Source organism: Zongyangia acetica (assembly GCF_038739695.1).
GTDB classification, from domain to species: Bacteria; Bacillota; Clostridia; order Oscillospirales; family Ruminococcaceae; genus Zongyangia; species Zongyangia gallinarum.
In genome coordinates this window covers 350,486-364,385 of sequence record NZ_JBBEWN010000001.1, presented here as the reverse complement: position 1 = coordinate 364,385, position 13,900 = coordinate 350,486, and the positions used below count along the sequence as shown (strand labels likewise).

The following is a 13,900-nucleotide window of genomic DNA, read 5'->3' as shown; positions in this document are numbered from 1 at the left end:
AGGTTTGTCATGAACTATACATATTGTGAAAGGCTGATGTGGGTTGCCATCGCTCCTGCCGCATTTCGGTATCTGGCAAGGCAGGAGTTGGGATGGGATATTTCTGCGTTGAAGCAGCTCTCTAAGCAGATTTACCGGCAAATGGTATCCCGTACCCCGGATATTGGCTCCATGATGGAAAACCCGTTGCGGGTCTGCCTGACTGGTGGAATTCTATGGCTGTCTATCTATAAGGCGGCAGAAGAAAAAATGAGTGAAAAGTGCTTTGAGGGCATGGTAAGTGCCAGTATGCGTTCTCCTCTGGTTGTGACCGCCTTCCGGGGCAAAGCCAAGACTGCATTTACATTGAAGGCTCAATATAAGCGAGCAGCGACTGCATCTTTGGCGGATGCAGATAGGAACCCCTTTCAGTGGAATGCCGAGGTCATCTTCGGCCGGGATGCAGAGGAATATACGATCCTTTACCACCAGTGCGGTCTGTGTGCCCTGGGCCGACAGGAGGGCCTTCCTCATCTGGTTCCCTATCTATGCGCTCTGGACACGATGTCCGTCGACTGGATGGGTGGGCGGCTCTACCGTACCAAAACGCTGGCTGCCGGCGGTGACTGCTGTGACTTTTATATCTGCAAAAAGGGTTCCCGTTGGGACAAAGAACGGCAGGGAAAATAGAAAAAGGAAGATTTGATGACGCTTGCAGAATTTCGCCGGACTTATCCCGCCGCCACCTTCACGGTCAGCAGCGGGAAACTCTTTACCTATCGCTACTATCAAAATCCCCAGGCCAAAGCCACGCTGGTCCTGCTCACGGGCGGCATTGGGCTGTCCGACCTGTTTTATAAGCACTTTGCCCGGTTCGCCAGGGATTTTTCGGTGCTGACCTTTGACTATCAGCTCCAGTTCGGGGACAACGGCGAGTTTGCCGATGCCGTGGCTGAACTACTCCGCCACCTGAAGGAAAAGGTCTGGCTGGTGGGACAGTCCCTGGGCGGCGTGGTGGCCCAGGTCATCGCCTCCCGCCACCCGGAAGTGGTGGAGGGGCTGGTCCTCTCCAACACCTGCTCGCTGTCCGGCAACATGAGCAAGGCCGGGTATCAGGATCTGATGAAGATAATCGAAAGCCAGCGGAAGTTCAAAAAATGGCTTGCCTTCCTGCCGTTTCCGCTCATCAAGCGGATGATGAGATGGGCGGTGATGAAAAAGAAAACCGATGGCTTTACAGCCCAGGAAAAGGCCGCTATGGAGGAACTGTGCGGCGCTATGATGGAACTGCTCACCAAGCCCTATGAACAGCACATGATCGACTTCCTCTGTGACGCAGAACACTACTTCGGCATGACCCGCGACGACTTTGCCCCGTGGGAGGGGCGGGTGCTGCTGATTTTGTCCGAGGACGACACCACCATCACCCCGGCCTGCCGGGAGGACCTGATCGCCCTGATGCCAAGTCCCACGGTGGTCACCGACCTGTGCGGCGGGCACCTGGCGCTGATGGTGCGGCTGGAACAGTATGCGGATCTGAGACGAGATTTGTCAAGGAGTGTTTTTGCAAAGCAGTGTGCAATTCGCATTGACAAGCAGCAAAAAGAACGCTATAATAATGTCGTTATCGATAATGATGTTATTATTTAGGCGCAGAGGAGTGAAGACATGGCCAATAGAGACCATTCCCTGGATGATGGGATCATTCAGGCTGCTTATTCGGAATTTCTTGCTTACGGCTTTCAGAAAGCCTCTCTGCACAAGATCGCCGAAAAAGCCGGTGTTACTACAGGGGCAATCTACACAAGATACAAGAATAAAGACGCGTTGTTTGCCAGTCTGCTTCAGGATTTTTTTGAGACGATGCAGGTTCTCTTTACCCCCGTCGCGGAAGAATACGAAAAAGCAAAGTGCAGCGCGCAGCCGGAGGATATCCTCCGCGCCATAAACGCCGAAGAACAGGTATATTTTCAACTGCTGACCGAGCACTGCAATGACTGCACTTTATTTTTCTGCCGCAGTGATGGCAGCTCCATGGAAACCGTGCTGCATAAACTAATGGATCAAAAAGCGGAACAAACGGTGGAATTCTTTTCGCATATCTATGGGAAAGCGCCAAATGCCGATGCGATCCGTCTTTTGATGGGCTCACAGTTCTGGCACTTCCGCCAGCTGCTGGATCAGCATATGGAGGAAGGCAGAATGCTTACCTGCTTACAGGCAGTCCTTGATTTCACCAACGCTGGCTGGCGGCAGCTATGCGATACCTTGCAATAAATCCGAAAAGTTAATTCGGACGGTCCATCCGTCCGTTTCTTACGACTGTTGGTTAGAGATGGCTAACTAATAAGAAAAGAGTTTGCGATGATAGATTTTGAATTTGAATTCCAATATGCGGAGGCAAAGCTGCCCATCCTCCGACAGGTCGGCGGCGGCATCCCGGCGGGACGCTGCGTGGTGCTCTGCGGAGGCAGCGGATGCGGAAAATCCACGCTGCTGCGGTGCATCAACGGACTGATACCGCAGTTTTATGAGGGAGAGCTAAAAGGCTTTTGCCGCCTGAACGGGCAGGACACCGCCGGGATGCGTATCGGCGAAATCGGCGAACTGGCCGCCTCGGTATTTCAGGATCCGCGAAGTCAGTTTTTTACCGTGAACAGTTCCAATGAAGTGGCCTTCGGTCTTGAAAATCACGGTCTGCCGCAAGATAAAATCCGACGGCGGGTAGATGAGGCCTTCCGGATCTTTCATCTGGAGCGGCTGAAGGATCGCAATGTCTACGAGTTGTCCAGCGGTGAACGGCAGCTCATCTCCATCTTGTCCGCGTGGGCAATGGACACAGATATTTTTCTGCTGGACGAACCCACGGCCAATCTGGACTTCGCAGCCACGCAGCAGTTAAAAGAGATTCTGCTTGCCCTGAAAAAGCAGGGCAAAACGCTGTTGCTCAGCGAGCACCGACTCTACTATCTTGCCGACATTGCCGACGAATTTTGGGTCATGGCAGACGGCGAGATCAAAGGAAAATATACTGCCGCAGAGACAAAGGCGTTCTCAGTGGAGCGGAGACAAACACTTTCTCTGCGCACGCTCGACCTTGCGGAGATCACCGTGCCGGAGAAAGAGCTGCTGCCGAAAACCGCGCCGACGGCGCTTGCCGTCTCAGATGTCCGCTATACATACGGCAGGAAGGCCGGAGATACCTTCTCTGGTGTCAGCTTTTCCGTCCATGAGCATGAGATCGTCGGCCTTGTGGGCGCAAACGGCTGCGGCAAAACGACTATCGGCAAGCTGATTGCAGGGCTTTACCGCCCCTCCGGCGGCAGGATAATGCTTTTCGGAAAGCCGCAAAATCCAGAGCAGCTGCAAAAGCAAGTGCTGTTCATCCTTCAGGAGGCGGAGTTCCAGTTCTTCACAGGCTCCGTCTTGCACGAGCTGCAATATGGACACAAGGTTACGCCGAAATTTGAGCAGAAGACGGATGCGCTTCTCAAACGCATGGATATGTGGGACTGCCGCGACCGGCATCCCTTCTCCCTCTCTGGCGGGCAGATGCAGCGTCTGACGCTGATGATGGCGTATTTATCCGACAAGCCAATCGTCATACTGGACGAGCCGACAGCAGGACAGGACGCGGAAAGTCTGGAGCGGTGCGCAGCGCTGATCCGGGAGATGCGGAAGGAAAAGACTGTTCTCATCATCACCCACGACCCTGAGCTAATTGCAGGTGCGTGTGACCGCTGCATTGGGCTGTCGGATGGGCATGCAGAAATAGAATTTCCCGTTCATTCGGAACGAGATTTGCAAGCGGTACGGCAATATATGGAGCGCTTCCATCTTTCCAATGCTCCTGCGAAAAAACAGCATAAAGAACGATTCCACCCGGCAACGAAGCTGCTTTACTGGCTGGCCCTGCTGGTCGTGATCTCCACATCCAACAACCACTTAGTTTATGCCGTATATACGGCACTGATCCTGCTGACCGCAGCGGACGGCTGGCTCGGAACGGCGCTGGCAGGCGGGATGAGCTTTGGGCTGCTGTGGGCGGCAAACGCTCTGCTGCCGGGCACGGTGTTTTCCTTTATGTTAGTGCTGTTCCCGCGCATCATCGCCATCGGCATTTCCATGCGGACGCTGATTGGACGAAATGAAGCCAGCCGCACCCTGGCAGCGCTGCGCAATCTGCACCTGCCGGAGCGATTTATCATGATCGTGGCAGTGATCTTCCGCTTTTTCCCGGTGCTGTCCGGGGATATGAAGCTGCTGCGGCAATCCATCCGCACCCGGGGCGTGTTCACATCGCCGCTTCAGAAGCTGCGAGCGCTGTCATCCTATATCGAAATACTGACCGTGCCGATGGCTTTGCGCGTTATCCGCATCGCCGAGACGCTGTCTGCCTCCGCCGAAACACGGGGCATCGACTTAACCCGCCGCAAAAGCAACTATCTGTCGCTTCGGTTTTCTGCGTGGGATGTTGTGTTCTGCGTCCTGCTGGCAGCATCGATCGCCGCCGGCCTTATCCTGTGATCGCCGTCTCTGCGACGTTCAACCATATTTCATTCAAAAAGGAGTCTTTACCATGAGTACTGCAAACCCCAATAAACTGAAAGTCAAGGACATCATCACCGTTGTCCTGCTGGCTCTGATCAATGTGGTCATTTTCTTCGCCAGCTCCGTCCTGTACGCAACGCCCATTACCATCATTCTGATGCCGGTATTTTTCGCCCTGCTGGAGGGCATCGTCTACTTCATCATCGGCACGAAGGTGAAAAAGCCCGGTGCGATCCTCATTTACAGCATTGTCCGCGCCATTATGGGCGGATACCTGCCGTACATCATCCTCTTTATTCTCTCCGGTGCCATTGCCGAGCTGCTGCTGTGGAAGATGGGCTACGGCAACGCGAAGGCGCTGACCGTCAGTTATGTCATCAATCAGGTGCTGGCCGCATTCGGCAGCACTATCATTCCCTACGCCATCGCAGCCAAGGCTATGACGGATCAGATGGTCACCGATGGCCGTCAGGACGCCATCCTTGCCGCATCCCAGATGCTGCAGTCCTGGGTGTCTGTGGCGCTGGTGGCCGGTGTGATCGTGGCGGCCTTTATCGGCGCAATGATCGGCAAGCGGATCGTGAAAAAGCATCTTGCTGCGTAATGCAGTCGAAAGGAGTTCACCATGAAAGAAATTGAGCCAAAGCGCTCCGCCGCCTCGTGGCTGGCAGAGCTGGCAAAAGGGCGGTACGGCGAGTACGCTTTGAGCGTCCTTACGGCGCTGCTGGGCGTCGCCTGCTCGCTTATTCCGTATTTCATCATCATTCGGCTCATCACCGCACTGGTAAACGGCACGGCGGAGCTGACGTACTGCCTGACGCTCTGCGCGTGGATGGCGGGCTTCTGGGTGCTGCGCTATGTGCTGCACAGCGTGTCCACCTCTCTCTCCCACCATGCGACGTTCCATGTGCTGGCCAATACCCGCGTCCGGCTGCTGGACAAGCTAGCGACGCTGCCGCTGGGTACGGTGCTGGATCGTTCCTCCGGCTCGTATAAGAACATCATCGTCGAGCGGGTCGATTCCATCGAAACCACCCTTGCCCACCTGCTGCCGGAGATGACCACCAACATCGTGGGGGCGCTGGCGGTACTGGTGCTGCTGTTCATGGAGGACTGGCGCATGGGCCTTTCCATGTTCATCGTCCTGCCGCTGGGCATTCTCTGCTTTATGTCCATGTTCAGCGGCTATCACGAGAAGTTTCAGCGCACGGTCACCGCGACAAAGACACTGAACGACACGGCTGTGGAATACATCAGCGGCATTGAGGTCATCAAGGCCTTCGGTCAGTCCAAAACCAGCTACGCAAAGTTTGTCTCTGCTGCAAAGGAAGGGGCAGACTGCTTCATCGACTGGATGCGGGGCAGCCTCTTCGGGCAGGTGGCGGGCATGGCGATATTTCCCTCTACGCTGCTTGGTATTTTACCGGTGGGCTGCCTTCTCTATATGCACGGCACACTGTCGGCGGAGACGTTTCTCGCGGTCATTGTTCTGTCCTTCGGCGTTATGCAGCCGCTGATCACCGCTTTTTCCTACACCGATGACATCGCGCAGGTGACGACCATCGTGGGTGAGGTGGCGGAGGTGCTGTCCGGCGAGGATATGCAGCGTCCGGAACGTGCGGAAAAGCTGCCTGCGGACAACGCCGTCGAGCTGAAAGATGTCCGCTTTGCCTATCACGACAAGGAGGTACTGCACGGAATCGATCTGCACATTGCCCCGGGGACGGTCAACGCATTGGTCGGGCCTTCCGGCAGTGGAAAATCCACCATCGCCCGGCTCATCGCCTCCCTTTGGGACGTGAAGGACGGCTCTATCGAGCTGGGCGGCGTGGACATCCGTACACTTCCGCTGGCAGAGTGCACGAAGCACATCGCCTATGTGTCGCAGGACAACTACCTCTTTGACCTTTCTGTCATGGACAATATCCGCATGGGCAGAAAGGGTGCGACCGATGCGGAGGTCATTGACGCCGCGAAGAAATGCGGCTGCCACGAGTTCATAATGGGGCTGGAGAACGGCTATCAGACCGTATGCGGTGCATCCGGCGGTCACCTGTCCGGCGGTGAGCGGCAGCGCATCTCCATTGCCCGTGCCATGCTGAAGGACGCGCCGATCGTCATTCTCGACGAGGCAACGTCCTATACAGACCCGGAAAACGAGGCGGTCATCCAGTCGGCACTGGGAAGGCTGGTGCGGGGCAAGACGCTGCTGGTCATTGCCCACCGGCTGTCCACCATTGCGGACGCCGATCAGATCATTGTTGTCAATCAAGGCAAGATCGAAGCCACCGGCACGCAGGCGGAGCTTCTTGCGTCCTGCCCCCTTTATCAAACCATGTGGGAGGCCCACATCAGCGTCAAAGACGACGGGGAGGTGGCGTAATGCTCAAGACACTGAAAAAATTTTTTGCCTTCTGCGGGGTGGACAACCGCAGGCTGTTTATAACATCTATCTGGCTGGGCGTGGTCAGCGCCATTTGCTCTGCCATGCGTATTCCGGCAGCCGCCATCGTCATTCAGGCGCTGCTGGAAAGGAACGTCACTATGGCAACTTTATGGACGAGCCTCGGCATTATCGTGATCTCATTGATCATTACGATTGCCATCAACATGAAGACTACCATGCTCCAGACCCGTGCGGGCTACCGCGCCTGCGCCAACAAACGCATCGAGATCGCCGAGCACCTGCGCTACCTGCCTATGGGCTGGTTCAATGACAACAGCCTCGGCGAGGTCACGTCCGTCACCACCAACACCATGGAAAACATGGCGAATGTGGCTACCCGCGTCGTCATGGTCACGACCCGCGGCTTTCTGACCTCCGGCATCATCGCAGCGATGATGTTCCTCTTTGACTGGCGTATGGGGCTGATCACACTGGCGGGACTGCTGCTGTTCTTCGCCGTCAACGCCGCCATGCAGCGGGCGGAGCAGACCCTTTCCCAGCGGAAGTTCAACGCCGACGAGCGCCTTGTGTCCAAGGTGCTGGAATATGTGCAGGGCATTTCCGAGGTCAAGAATTTTGACCTGACCCACGACTCTGCCACGCAGGTACACGGCGCTGTGGAGGAAGCCCGCAGGGCGTCCTTTGCTATGGAGATCCCGTCGGTGCTTTATATGCTGGCGCAGTTCGTCGTCAACAAGCTCACCGGTGTCGCCGTCTGCGCGGCCGCCATCGTCTTTTACTTCGGCGGTACCATGGAGCTGACAAACTGCCTTTTGATGCTGATCTGCTCGTTCATCCTCTTTGAGCAGCTGGATTCTGCCGGGAGCTTTTCGGCTTTGTTCCGCTCCATCGACATCGGCGTAGATAAGGCAAGCGCAATTCTGCGCGTAGAACCCATGGACATTGACGGGGAGGAGCTTTCGCCGGAACGGGAGGACATCACCCTGTCCCATGTGGATTTCTCCTATGACAGCAAGCCCATCCTGCACGATGTGTCCCTGACCATCCCGGAGAAAACCACCGTGGCCATCGTCGGTCCGTCCGGAAGTGGCAAGACCACGCTGTGCAATCTCATGGCGCGGTTCTGGGACGTGCAGGGCGGCAGCGTGCGCCTCGGCGGACGGGATGTGCGGGAGTACAGCTACGACAGCCTCATCCGCAATTTCTCCTTTGTGTTTCAGCGGGTCTATCTGTTCTCCGACACCATCGCCAACAATATCCGCTTTGGCAAGCCCGACGCCTCCATGGAGGAGGTGCAGGCCGCCGCGAAAAAAGCCCGCTGCTACGACTTTATCATGGCATTGCCGAACGGCTTTGACACCGTCATCGGCGAAGGCGGTGCTACGCTTTCGGGCGGCGAACGTCAGCGAATTTCCATTGCGCGCGCCATCATGAAGGACGCACCCATCATCATTCTGGACGAAGCCACCGCCAATGTCGACCCCGAAAATGAAAAGGAGCTGATGGAGGCCGTTGCGGAATTGACCCACGATAAGACGGTCATCATGATTGCTCACCGGCTGAAAACTGTGCAAAATGCTGACAGAATCTTCGTGGTCGATCACGGCGAGATCGTCCAGCAGGGCGCCCATGACGAGCTGGTGGCTGTGGACGGCCTTTACCGCCGCTTTGTGGTGGAACGCAAGCAGGCTGCCGGGTGGAAGGTCTGAAGCAGCACAATCTAAAAAATAAACGGAGAAGCTCATATCAGCCATTGGCCGATATGAGCTTCTCCGTTTATTTCTGTTTCCGGTAATAAAGTAGTCGCAATACTCTCCGCCATTCGCCAGCGTCTGTTTTCTGTGCAGCACGCCGTGCTGAAGCGTGATCATCACTTCATCAAGTTCGCAGAACAACGGCATGAGTTCGGAAACACCGAGTTTCTCCGCGTAAATGCAAATCGGGCAGCGGGTAATGCGGTAGTAACAGGCACCCTCATACGGCTGCCCGACAAAATCCACCTTGAAGGAGGTCGGGTATTTCGCTTCCTTTTCGGGCGTGTACCATTTGGCGTATTTGACAACGCTCTTTTTGTTCTCCGCCTTGCCCTTGTCGGTATTCAAGTCGGTCTTTGCAAAATACCACTTGATATGATAGAGTGAGCGGCGCATCATTTCCTGCACGGCCGTTGGTGGAATTTTCTTTTCGCTTGCCACATAGGGCGCAACGAAGGCAAGGGCGAACAACTCGTTGTATGCCATAGGGTTAGGAGAGTGCTCCCACATCTCCCTGCCGGAAGGTTACATTTTTCAGGTGCAGGCGGTCAGCCTTTTCCCGTGCCTGCCTCATCATATCGGGCGAATAATCGAGACAGGTAATGTCCGCCTCCGGCATAGTCTGATAAACCGGAATGGTCAGAATCCCTTTTCCCACCGGCACTTCCAGCAGCTTGCCGGAGAAATGCTCCGGAATACCGGACATTGCCTTTTCCAGATAGGCGTCGTTTTCCGCCTTGTTCATTGCCCACACCAAGCGGCACACCGCTTTCCCGCTCAGAGTAGAGCAGGTGATCATGCCGTCATAAAAACTGTTTCCGCCCGTCATTCGGTACGCACCGCGAATGGCTTCTTTTCGTTCCATGGCCTTCCCTCCGTGTTTCAATCATCACGCGCCCGTTTCCAGTCTCATCTCTTCAAAAAATCCACGATCTTTGCGAAGTCCTCCTTCGCTTCCTGAAAGATCGGCAGCATACAGTAGCAATGCACCATCTTCGGGCGGGCGGACACCGTATAGGGGACATTTGCCCGTTTGCAGGCTTCCTCAAAGTCCGGCAATGCGCCGTAGAGCACCTCGTCGGCAGAATAGAAGAAGTGAATATCGCCTACGCCGGTAAAATCTCCCCGTGAGCCGGAGAGCATATAGTCCGGCACATTCTCGCAGCCATGCCGCATGAACTTTTCCACCGTCACCATAAAGGCATAGTCGATGGAAACGTCCCGTTTATTGAGTGCCTGCATCCGCGCTCTTTCCGCATCGTTCCACGGCACCTCGCCGGGGGATACAACGACGATGTGTCTCGGCTGCGGCAGCGGCTCGGGCTGCGCGTTGTTGTGCGCCGCAATGCCAAGCGCCAGCGCACCGCCGGAGGAAAAGCCGCAGGTACTGACATTTCCGCCGCCGTACAGCGTAATCATTTTCCGGTAACATTCGTAAACCATCGCATAGGTTTCGGTGATACAGTGTTCCATGCAGAGCGGGTAAAACGGAAACCACACATCACAACCGGTCTCGCGGCAGAGCTTGCGCATCACAGGCAGGTCGCCCTTATCGGGGCCGATCACCATGCCGCCGCCAAAGAAATAGAGAATCGCGCGCTCGGACGGCTTCGGATGCTCTCGCACGATCAGGCAGGGAAAGCCGTTTACCGCGATCGTTTCATAATATGCCTTGCGGTCGGTGGGCGTAAAAACGCCACGATGCCGGTTTTGCTTTTCAATTTCCTTTCGCAGTGCATCCTCCGGCAAGGCGAACGCCTTTTTCGCGCCAGAGAGCTTGTATACGCTGCGTAAGATAGACGCAAAGATACTCATGATTCAGCCCCCTCATTTCCGCGCCGTAATGCAGAGCCAGCTTTTCTTTTTGTGTATCTGCACATCGTGAAAGCCTGCCTGCTCCAGATACGCCTTTAATTCAACGTCCTTATAGATGGTCATGCCGCCGATGATCGCCGTCCACTTCTTGTCCTTGTCCGTATCGCCGTTGCTCTCGTTGCAGATGAGAAATGTCCCGCCGGGCTTCAGCACCCGGTAAACCTCCCGGAAGCACTGCGGCAGATCGGGCCAGAAATAGACGGTTTCAAAGGCCGTTACCGCATCGAACCAGTCGCCTGCAAAGATCATATTCGCCACGCTGCCTTGCAGAACGGTGCAGCGGCCCACCGCTATGGCGGCCTCGTTGACCTTTTTGGATTTCTCCACACTGACGGGGGAATAGTCAATGCCCTTCACGATACCCTCCGGGCATTTTTTCAGAAGTCTCTTGATGTTCGCCCCTCCGCCGCAGCCGCAGTCCAGCACCTTGGCGTCCGGAGTAAGCTCCAAAAAGTGAAGTCCCCACCGTGCCACAGGACTGTGCCCCAGGTTCATCATGGCGACCATGATTTTCCCGCCAAGCCCCACAGGCTTTCTGGTGTTCTCAAAAAATGACATCTTATCACACCTCCGATTTCACACATTCCGCATAGGTCAGCGGGAAGGACGCCTTCAGAGCAGCGCTTTTCCGCACCGCCCAGCCGTTCTGCCGTAGGAAGCGCAGGTATTCCTCCCTCGTCCACTTGCTGTGGAGAGGGAAGCCCGCCAGCTTCATAAAAAAGGCCTTGACCATGCCGGAAAAAGAGTTTCCGGCATGGGTGAAGGTCGGCGCAATCAACACGCCGCCATCCTTCAGCACCCGGCGAATCTCGGCAAGGGCCTTCTCCGGCTGCGGCACGATGTGCAGTGCGTTGGACACGATCACCACGTCGAAGGACTCCTCCGCATAGGGCAGGCGGAACATATCCTGCACCGAAAAGTGCAGCTTGGCAGAGCGGTTATCCCGCTTCGCCTCGGCGATCATCTTCGCAGAGGCGTCCGTCGCCTCGATGTGTGCCGCCGCGTTCACGATGTTTTTTGCAATCAACCCTGTGCCGATGGCCAACTCCAGCACCGTCTTGGCTTTCACCTTCGGTCGGATCAGTTCATACATCTCGTCATATGCTGCCCGGTCCTTTCGCATAAAGCGGTCATACCGACCGGCATTTTTATCCCAGAAATTCTTGTGTTTTCGCATCGCTATCATTCCTTTCGACGTTAGATTCATCTAACCGATATGTGCGGTTGTCAGGTTAGATGATGCTAACCGTTGTGCCTTGAAAAAGCCGCATTTTTGCGGCCTTTCGCTTATTCAAATAACTCCCTGCAAGCACCGTACACCAGCGTTTCCAGCACCTGCGGGTACAATTCTCCGATTTGCTCCTTGTGGGAGACGGTCAAGATCAGTCCCCGTACCGTGGCGGCAGCCAAAGAGATGCCGCGATTCGGCACAAGGTCATATTTCTCCAAAAGCAGACGGATGTGCGTCTCGTCATCGTGGTAATGTTCCTTTTTGACGTCCTCCGGCAATCTCTGTAAAAGCAACTTGGCGTCATGTTCAATGAAAACCATGTCACCAGTATCAGACAGCCTCCGACAGACGGCAAGAACCGCCTTTGCCGCACGCTCCGACGGCGGCAAGTCGTTTGCTTCGCTCAGTGCATGGTCAGCCACTCCGTAAAGCTCGGAGTGAATGTTCTCCAAAACCGCGAAGAAAAGCATTTCCTTGGATTCGTAGAATTTATAGAACGAGCCCTTTGCAATGCCGACCGCCTTCGTCAGCTGCTCTACGGAGGTTTTCTTCATCCCCAGCGTGACAGCACAATGTCTCGTTTCCTTCAGCAACGCCTTGCGGAGCTGCTCAGTCTCGTAATCGGTAAAAGCCAAGGTCGCACCCTCCTTGAAATATGACCGTTTCGGTTCTTCTGGTCATATCATACCGCGCTTTTTTCTGGTTTGCAAGAGGTGCGGAGAAAAAATCACTAATCAAAAGGAGTGCAGCGTTGCAGAAAGAGACGCTGGAATTCCGGTAATCGTTGTCGCCGCGGTAAAAGAAACTATATCGTAAAAGGGCATCAGAGCGAAGCATCCAAACGCTGCGTTCTGATACCCATTTTGTTTCATATTGCACGGATGGATTGATTACAAGAAAAAAGTAGGAATTAACACAACATGAACCACATATAATATCTGCAATAATCTTCCTGTGGAACGATCTGCACAACGCTCGACGACGTGGCCCATGTATAGAGACGGCGACTCGTATGAGCCGCCGCCTTTTACGTGATTACCGCTCAGGGTCACTTCTTTTTCGTTTGCTGATTGAATTTCGATGCTGCTCCTGCCTTTTGTGAGCAATGAGTTGTCGCGCCTGCCGTTCTTCTGCATCCGCGCCAAGCAGGTGGGATGTTTCCTGCTTGGCGCTGAGCAGCATAATAAGAGAAGGCTTCTCGTGCATGGCATCCTCTAACTGCTGTTCTGCCGCCTTTTCCTGCGCAGGACGGATGACCTGCCGTGCTTTGTACAGCTCTACCGGGTCAAAATCCGCAGCCTGCGCTTTCAGCTCGGCATATTCAGTCAAAGCCTTATCCAGTTCAACGGAATATTTCTGTTCCCGCGTCTCCAGCTTTTTCAGGCAGGCCTCCATGGTGGCAATATCCTTGCGGAATGCCTCTGCGCCTGCATCTTCTGCATACTCAAATTTTTGCAAAAGGAGTGCCTTTTCGAAACGCAATTCCTCTAAATCTTCTGTCAGCTCGGCAATGCAGACAGCCAGCGCCTTGTGGCGTTTTACATGGTATATTGGCAATTCCTTTTTCTCGGCAACCAGTGTTTTGCGCTCTTTGCTTTTTGCCTTGATTTGCTGCACCAGACCGGTGTAACGCTCCAGTTCTGGCTTCCATACGGCAAGAGATTTTTGAATATGAGATTTGCCACTGCAAATGTGAGAGAGCTGATAACAGTAGATCAGCACACGGCTGCGCAGCTTCTCCAGCCCTTCTGCTATGGCAGGAACGGTGCGGGCAACTAGCGAAAAACTATTTGGATGAAACCGAGATGGGAAGCCTGAACGAAATTGTCACGATGTATCTTGATTATGCCGAGCGACAGGCACACCGTGGGAACATCATGTATATGCAGGATTGGGTCGCACGGCTGGATGCGTTTTTGCAGTTTAACGAGGAGGAAGTGCTGCATCATAAAGGAAAAGTGACAGCGGCCATTGCAAAAGCCTTTGCCGAGAGCGAATTTGAGAAATACCGTGTCATTCAGGATCGGCAGTATCAGAGTGATTTTGACCGACTTGTTGCCAGCACCGAGGACAAGGATTAAAACGCAGAAATACCCGTTATCG

General features: G+C 54.7%; 13 protein-coding genes and 2 pseudogenes. 8 read left to right on the top strand and 7 right to left on the bottom strand.

Going from position 1 to position 13,900, the window contains the following annotated elements:
* Nucleotides 1-9: 9 nt before the first annotated feature.
* The 7 genes from WGC32_RS01680 (at nucleotide 10) to WGC32_RS01650 (ending at nucleotide 8,646) form a co-directional block, all read left to right on the top strand.
* Nucleotides 10-669, top strand: a complete 660-nt coding sequence (locus WGC32_RS01680; protein ID WP_044993466.1) for an L-2-amino-thiazoline-4-carboxylic acid hydrolase — start codon at nucleotides 10-12, stop codon at nucleotides 667-669.
* Nucleotides 670-684: 15 nt separating this feature from the next.
* A complete protein-coding gene (locus WGC32_RS01675) occupies nucleotides 685-1,629 on the top strand; it encodes an alpha/beta fold hydrolase (RefSeq protein ID WP_342680471.1) in 945 nt (314 codons plus the stop codon).
* Nucleotides 1,630-1,647: 18 nt separating this feature from the next.
* Nucleotides 1,648-2,256, top strand: a complete 609-nt coding sequence (locus WGC32_RS01670) for a TetR/AcrR family transcriptional regulator (RefSeq protein WP_342680470.1) — start codon at nucleotides 1,648-1,650, stop codon at nucleotides 2,254-2,256.
* A gap of 87 nt (nucleotides 2,257-2,343) precedes the next feature.
* Nucleotides 2,344-4,506 carry an ATP-binding cassette domain-containing protein gene (locus tag WGC32_RS01665; protein WP_342680469.1) on the top strand — a complete coding sequence of 721 codons (2,163 nt, stop codon included), beginning with the start codon at nucleotides 2,344-2,346 and terminating at the stop codon, nucleotides 4,504-4,506.
* Nucleotides 4,507-4,558: 52 nt separating this feature from the next.
* Nucleotides 4,559-5,134 carry an MptD family putative ECF transporter S component gene (locus WGC32_RS01660; protein ID WP_342680468.1) on the top strand — a complete coding sequence of 192 codons (576 nt, stop codon included), beginning with the start codon at nucleotides 4,559-4,561 and terminating at the stop codon, nucleotides 5,132-5,134.
* A 21-nt stretch (nucleotides 5,135-5,155) separates the two neighbouring features.
* Nucleotides 5,156-6,913, top strand: coding sequence for an ABC transporter ATP-binding protein (locus WGC32_RS01655; RefSeq protein ID WP_342680467.1), 1,758 nt, complete (start codon nucleotides 5,156-5,158; stop codon nucleotides 6,911-6,913).
* Entirely contained in the window at nucleotides 6,913-8,646 is a 1,734-nt protein-coding gene (locus WGC32_RS01650) for an ABC transporter ATP-binding protein (RefSeq protein ID WP_342680466.1), read from the top strand. Before WGC32_RS01655 ends, WGC32_RS01650 begins: the two co-directional genes overlap by 1 nt.
* A gap of 102 nt (nucleotides 8,647-8,748) precedes the next feature.
* Here the strand turns inward: WGC32_RS01650 and WGC32_RS15075 are convergent.
* The 7 genes and pseudogenes from WGC32_RS15075 to WGC32_RS01620 all read right to left on the bottom strand — a co-directional run.
* A pseudogene (locus tag WGC32_RS15075) lies at nucleotides 8,749-9,177 on the bottom strand (L-2-amino-thiazoline-4-carboxylic acid hydrolase); the annotation flags it as partial.
* 4 nt (nucleotides 9,178-9,181) lie between these two features.
* On the bottom strand, nucleotides 9,182-9,556 hold the full coding sequence (locus WGC32_RS01645; protein WP_342680465.1) for a class I SAM-dependent methyltransferase: 375 nt from the start codon (nucleotides 9,554-9,556) through the stop codon (nucleotides 9,182-9,184).
* Between the two features lie 44 nt (nucleotides 9,557-9,600).
* Nucleotides 9,601-10,506 (bottom strand): alpha/beta hydrolase, encoded by a 906-nt coding sequence (locus WGC32_RS01640; protein ID WP_342680464.1) that lies wholly within the window; start codon nucleotides 10,504-10,506, stop codon nucleotides 9,601-9,603.
* 12 nt (nucleotides 10,507-10,518) lie between these two features.
* On the bottom strand, nucleotides 10,519-11,124 hold the full coding sequence (locus tag WGC32_RS01635) for a class I SAM-dependent methyltransferase (protein ID WP_342680463.1): 606 nt from the start codon (nucleotides 11,122-11,124) through the stop codon (nucleotides 10,519-10,521).
* Nucleotides 11,125-11,128: 4 nt separating this feature from the next.
* Nucleotides 11,129-11,743, bottom strand: a complete 615-nt coding sequence (locus tag WGC32_RS01630; protein ID WP_342680462.1) for a class I SAM-dependent methyltransferase — start codon at nucleotides 11,741-11,743, stop codon at nucleotides 11,129-11,131.
* Nucleotides 11,744-11,853: 110 nt separating this feature from the next.
* Nucleotides 11,854-12,432 (bottom strand): TetR/AcrR family transcriptional regulator, encoded by a 579-nt coding sequence (locus tag WGC32_RS01625; protein WP_342680461.1) that lies wholly within the window; start codon nucleotides 12,430-12,432, stop codon nucleotides 11,854-11,856.
* 400 nt (nucleotides 12,433-12,832) lie between these two features.
* Entirely contained in the window at nucleotides 12,833-13,519 is a 687-nt protein-coding gene (locus WGC32_RS01620; RefSeq protein ID WP_342680460.1) for a hypothetical protein, read from the bottom strand.
* Nucleotides 13,520-13,572: 53 nt separating this feature from the next.
* On the opposite strand from WGC32_RS01620, the pseudogene rhuM reads away from it, so the two are divergent.
* A pseudogene (rhuM, locus tag WGC32_RS01615) lies at nucleotides 13,573-13,878 on the top strand (RhuM family protein); the annotation flags it as partial.
* Nucleotides 13,879-13,900: the final 22 nt, after the last annotated feature.

Bases quoted from the DNA above. Each gene is read 5' to 3' on its own strand.
- WGC32_RS01680 (WP_044993466.1), top strand. From the start codon at position 10: ATGAACTATACATATTGTGAAAGGCTGATGTGGGTTGCCATCGCTCCT.
- WGC32_RS01675 (WP_342680471.1), top strand. From the start codon at position 685: ATGACGCTTGCAGAATTTCGCCGGACTTATCCCGCCGCCACCTTCACG.
- WGC32_RS01670 (WP_342680470.1), top strand. From the start codon at position 1,648: ATGGCCAATAGAGACCATTCCCTGGATGATGGGATCATTCAGGCTGCT.
- WGC32_RS01665 (WP_342680469.1), top strand. From the start codon at position 2,344: ATGATAGATTTTGAATTTGAATTCCAATATGCGGAGGCAAAGCTGCCC.
- WGC32_RS01660 (WP_342680468.1), top strand. From the start codon at position 4,559: ATGAGTACTGCAAACCCCAATAAACTGAAAGTCAAGGACATCATCACC.
- WGC32_RS01655 (WP_342680467.1), top strand. From the start codon at position 5,156: ATGAAAGAAATTGAGCCAAAGCGCTCCGCCGCCTCGTGGCTGGCAGAG.
- WGC32_RS01650 (WP_342680466.1), top strand. From the start codon at position 6,913: ATGCTCAAGACACTGAAAAAATTTTTTGCCTTCTGCGGGGTGGACAAC.
- WGC32_RS01645 (WP_342680465.1), bottom strand. From the start codon at position 9,556: ATGGAACGAAAAGAAGCCATTCGCGGTGCGTACCGAATGACGGGCGGA.
- WGC32_RS01640 (WP_342680464.1), bottom strand. From the start codon at position 10,506: ATGAGTATCTTTGCGTCTATCTTACGCAGCGTATACAAGCTCTCTGGC.
- WGC32_RS01635 (WP_342680463.1), bottom strand. From the start codon at position 11,124: ATGTCATTTTTTGAGAACACCAGAAAGCCTGTGGGGCTTGGCGGGAAA.
- WGC32_RS01630 (WP_342680462.1), bottom strand. From the start codon at position 11,743: ATGCGAAAACACAAGAATTTCTGGGATAAAAATGCCGGTCGGTATGAC.